We start from the raw sequence: 4,574 nt of genomic DNA, 5'->3' as shown, positions 1-4,574 counted from the left end.
TCGAGGCATGACTCTGAAGTCTCTGGATCCCCGCCTTCGCGGGGATGACGGCTGGCAGCGGCGCGGCGGATTGGAGCAGCGCGGCGAAACCGATTCGCCGCGCAACCCACCTATCGTCATGCCCGCGAAGGCGGGCATCCAGGGCTTCATCGAGGCATAACTCTGAAGTCTCTGGATCCCGCCTTCGCGGGGATGACGCTCTGGAAGAAAGGCCTCGCCCAGCTCGCACAGCGCCGCTTTCTCGCCCCGCCTCCCGCCGGGCGTATGCTTCCCCCACGGCGCGCCACGCCGCCGCGCGCCCGCCGCACGCGCCCGGGCGCCCGCCTCACGCAATCGCCTCCGGAGTCCGCCCATGAACGTCCCCATCGACCAGGTCAACTGGCTCGCCATCGCCGCCGCCACCGCCTCGTCGTTCGTCCTCGGCGGCCTGTGGTACGGGCCCTTGTTCAAGCGCGCGTGGTGCCGCGAGGCCGGGATCGATCCGGACGCCAAGCCCGCCCACGCCGGCCGCGTGTTCGCCACCGCCATCGTCTGCGCGCTGCTGTCGGCGACGATCTTCGCCGCGCTGATGCCGCCGCAGGCGGGCGCCGTGGACGGCTTCGGCGTCGGCTTCGTGGTCGGCCTGTTCTTCGTCTCGATGAGCTTCGGCATCAACTACGCCTTCGCCGGCCGCAGCCTCAAGCTGTGGATGATCGACAGCGGCTACCACATCCTGCAGTTCGTCCTCTACGGCGTGATCCTCGGCGCCTGGAAATAAGGAGCCCGCGATGGATGCCCCCGCCCTGCGCTGGTATTTCGACTTCGTCTCGCCGTTTTCCTATCTGCAATGGCGCAAGCTGCGCGAGCTCGCGCACGAACGTCCGGTCGCGCTGGTGCCGATCGTGTTCGGCGCGGTGCTGTCGGCGCACGCGCACAAGGGCCCGGCGGAAATTCCGGGCAAGCGCGAGTTCACCTATCGCCACGTGCTGTGGCAGGCGCGGCGCGAAGGCGCGACCTTGCGCTTCCCGCCCGCGCATCCGTTCAACCCGCTGGCGGCGCTGCGCCTGTGCGTGGCCGCCGGCAGCACGCCGGCGGCGGTGGATGCGATCTTCGACTGGATCTGGAGCCAGGGCCAGGCAGGCGACAGCGTCGAGGCGCTGAGCCCGGTCGCCGCCGCGCTCGGCGTGCCGGCCGACGCCGTCGCCAGCGAGGCGGTCAAGAACGCCTTGCGCGCGAATACCGAGGCGGCATTGCTTGCTGGTGTATTCGGCGTGCCGACGTTATGCATAGGTCCGCACATGTTCTGGGGCAACGATGCACACGACTTCGCCCTTGACGCGCTGCAACATCCCGAATTGCTCGACGATCCCGAAATGCAACGCCTGAAACAGCTGCCCGTCGGCGTGCAGCGCCGGGGCTGAACGAACGCCCGCCCCTTGCCGGGCCGCGTGAGTGCGCGTCCGGCATCGCCGAAGGTATGCTGCCGGTCACATTCGATAGCCACGCGCCAAGAACCCGGGGGGGGACCATGCGCATTGGAATCGTCGTCGACTCCGCTTGCGATCTGCCGCTGGAGTACTTCCAGCAACACAACATCCACCTGCTGCCGATCACCGTGCGCATCGGCCAGGCGGTGCTGGCCGACCACCGCAACGAACAGGCCACGCTGCAGTTCCTCAACGCGCACCTGGCCGAGCGCGGCTTCGAAGCCGAGACCACGCCGTTCACCGTGCAGCAGGTGCGCGACCTGTTCGTGAGCCAGCTGGCGATCGACTACGACTACGTGTTCTGCATGACGATCACCAAGACCCGCAGTCCGGTGTTCGACAACGCTAACCAGGCCAGCTTCGCCATCCTCAACGATTACAAACCGGTGCGCAGCGCCGCCGGCCTCAACACGCCGTTCTCGCTGCGGGTGATCGACACCTTGAACCTGTTCGCCGCGCAGGGCATCACCGCGGTCGAGGCGGTGCGCATGCGCGACGCCGGCGAGACGCCGCCGAAGATCCGCGCGCGGCTGGAGCAACTGGTCAACAACACCCACGGCTATCTGATCCCGCGCGACCTCAACTACCTGCGTGCGCGCACCCGCCATCGCGGCGACCGCAGCGTGAGCTTCCTCAGCGCGACCCTGGGCACGGCGCTGGACATCAAGCCGATCCTGCATTGCAACCGCGGCGAGACCGGCCCGATCGCCAAGATCAAGAGCTACGAAGCCGCGGCGCAGAAGCTGCTGGAATTCGCCGCGCGGCGGGTGACCCGAAACGAACTGCTGACCCCGACCGTGTGCCTGAGCTACGGCGGCGACCTCGCCGAACTGCGCGCGCTGCCCGGCTACGACACGCTGCGCTTGGCCTGTCAGGAACACCAGGTCGAGTTCTTCGAGAGCCTGATGAGCCTGACCGGCATGGTCAACGTCGGCAAGGGCGCGCTGGCGCTTGGCTTGGCGGCCGAACGCGGGGATTGGGAAGGCTGAGTGTCGTCAGCGCGCCGGGCACCGCGCCAATGCTGAAGCTAGACCATCGCTGCAACGAAACCCAGCATCCCATAGCTGTTGCTGTTGCTGCTGTTGCCATAGCTCTTCGCTGCCCCCGCAGCCCCGCTCAATACACCAGCGACCATTGCAAGGTGTGCAACGCCAACACAAACCACACCACCGCCACGCAAGCCACCGCCATCGCCACCGCGCACACCCGCCGCAAGCGCTGCATCGGCGGCTTCCATGCCGCGCGCGCGTTGAGCAGCGCCACCGCCGCCACCGCGATGCTCAGCACGCCCAGCAACTGGGCGATGCGCAGGGCCGGGTCGAGCTGACCGTCGAGCAAGGTCGCCGAGGCGTCGACGCGGCCGAGGATCCATAGCCACAGCGCCAGCAACGCCAGGTTCGCGATCAGGCCGAAGAAGGTCAGCAGGCGCAGGTCGCGCTCGCGGCCGTCGAGCTTCAGCCGGCGCTGGGTGTGGCGGCGCACCAGCGCCGCCGCCGGCCACAGCGCCAGCGCCAGCACGTGCACCGCCGCCGCCGCGTACAGCAGCGGCAACATCCAGCCGGCCGAACGCCACGCCGGCACCGGCTGCAGCCACATCGCCGGCGGCGCGTCGTCGCTGGCGATCGCCACGATCTCGCCGTCCACGCGCTTGGCCGCCAGCCGGCTGTCGCCGTCGAGTTCCTGCCACAGGTACGGCTCGATCTCGCGCCAACGCTTGATCCGCCCGTCGCGCGTGCGCAGCGTCGACACCGACACCGTGTCGTCGTCGTTGAGCGTCACCACCGAGCTGCCGAGAAAGCGCGCGATGGCGAGGAAGTTGCTCGCCGACTGCCGGCTGTTTTCGTAGCGGCCGACCAGTTGCTTGCCGTGCAGCCGCGCGGTCAGGCGCGTCGCCGGCGGCGCGCCGCGTTCGGGGTAATAGCGCTTGAGCAAGCCGTCGATGAGGTCGCGATGCAGCGCGCGCCCGGCCGGGCCGGGGCCGTCCACCGACACGAACACGCCGAGCTTCTTGTCCGGCAGCAGCGCCAGATTGCTCTGGAACGCCTGAGTGGCGCCGCCGTGGCCGAGCGCGACCAGCCCGTGCTTGTCGCGGCGGAAGAAGCCCAGGGTCATCGAATCCAGCCCTGCCACCGGCGTCGACGCCGCGCGCTGCATCGCCTGCGCGGTATAGGGCTTGAGGATCTCGACGCCGCGGTAACGGCCCTGGTCGAGCTGGGCGATCATGAAGTGGGCCATGTCGCGGCCGGTGGTCGACAGCGCGCCGGCCGGCGCCGGATTGACCAGTTCGAAGCCGATCGGCTGCGCGCCGGCGCTGGCGTAGCTGAGCGCCGCGTCGCCGGCCAGGCCCTTGGGCAGCGGCTGGCGGAAGGTCGAGCGGCGCATGTCCAGCGGCATCAGCACGTGCTGCTCGATGTAGTCGTTGAACGGTTGCCGCGCGACCCGCTCGACGATGTAGCCGGCCAGGGCCACGCCGTAGTTCGAATACGCCGGCACCTTGCCGGGCGGATAGATGCGCTGCGGCTGCACGGTTTCCAGATAGGCGCGCAGCGGCCGCAGGCGCGAGGCGTCGGCGGCGAACAGGTGCTTGCTGGATTCCTCGAAACCGGCGCTGTGGGTCATCAGCTGGCGCAGGGTGATGCCCTGGCCGTGGTAATCGCGGATGCGGAAGTCGAGGTAGTCGTTGACGTCGGCGTCGAGGTCGAGCTTGCCTTGTTCGACCAGTTGCATCACCGCGGTCCAGGTGAACAGCTTGGAGATCGAGCCGGGGCGGATCACCGTGCGCGCGGCGTCCATCGGCCGGCCCTTGGCGCGGTCGGCGTAGCCGTAGCCCTTGGCGAGCAGGATCTGGCCGTCCTTGACCACCACCACCACCGCGCCGGCCAGGCCGCCGCGCGCCAGCGCGCTCGGCACCAGGCCGTCGGCGTAGGCCTCCACGTCGACCGACACCAGCGCCGGCGCGGGCGCGGGGCCGGCGCCGGCTTCGAGCAGGATTTCCTCGCCGCCGGCGTCCTCGCCCGGCAGGGCGGAGGGCGCCAGCGGGGTCGTCGCGACCGGCGCGGGCGGCGGCAGGGCGATCGTCTTGGGTGCCGGCGGCACCACCGGCGGCGG

At 69.6% G+C, this 4,574-nt stretch carries 4 protein-coding genes; 3 read left to right on the top strand and 1 reads right to left on the bottom strand.

Annotation, left to right across the window (positions count from 1 at the left end; genetic code table 11):
- The first annotated feature begins 352 nt into the window (after window positions 1-352).
- From A7A76_RS04970 to A7A76_RS04960, 3 genes are all read left to right on the top strand, one after another.
- Window positions 353-757, top strand: a complete 405-nt coding sequence (locus tag A7A76_RS04970; RefSeq protein ID WP_206410156.1) for a DUF1761 domain-containing protein — start codon at window positions 353-355, stop codon at window positions 755-757.
- A 10-nt stretch (window positions 758-767) separates the two neighbouring features.
- Window positions 768-1,400, top strand: a complete 633-nt coding sequence (locus A7A76_RS04965; RefSeq protein WP_206410155.1) for a 2-hydroxychromene-2-carboxylate isomerase — start codon at window positions 768-770, stop codon at window positions 1,398-1,400.
- Between the two features lie 107 nt (window positions 1,401-1,507).
- On the top strand, window positions 1,508-2,455 hold the full coding sequence (locus A7A76_RS04960) for a DegV family protein (protein ID WP_206410154.1): 948 nt from the start codon (window positions 1,508-1,510) through the stop codon (window positions 2,453-2,455).
- Between the two features lie 127 nt (window positions 2,456-2,582).
- Here the strand turns inward: A7A76_RS04960 and A7A76_RS04955 are convergent.
- Window positions 2,583-4,574, bottom strand: a 1,992-nt coding sequence (locus tag A7A76_RS04955; protein ID WP_206410153.1) for a serine hydrolase domain-containing protein, incomplete at its 5' end; no start/stop codon positions are given.

Source organism: Lysobacter enzymogenes (assembly GCF_017168095.1).
In the GTDB taxonomy this organism is placed as follows: Bacteria; Pseudomonadota; Gammaproteobacteria; order Xanthomonadales; family Xanthomonadaceae; genus Lysobacter; species Lysobacter enzymogenes_D.
Note: the sequence above shows the minus strand (reverse complement) of the source record. Positions and strands in the feature narration are given on the sequence as shown.

Bases quoted from the DNA above. Each gene is read 5' to 3' on its own strand.
- A7A76_RS04970 (WP_206410156.1), top strand. From the start codon at position 353: ATGAACGTCCCCATCGACCAGGTCAACTGGCTCGCCATCGCCGCCGCC.
- A7A76_RS04965 (WP_206410155.1), top strand. From the start codon at position 768: ATGGATGCCCCCGCCCTGCGCTGGTATTTCGACTTCGTCTCGCCGTTT.
- A7A76_RS04960 (WP_206410154.1), top strand. From the start codon at position 1,508: ATGCGCATTGGAATCGTCGTCGACTCCGCTTGCGATCTGCCGCTGGAG.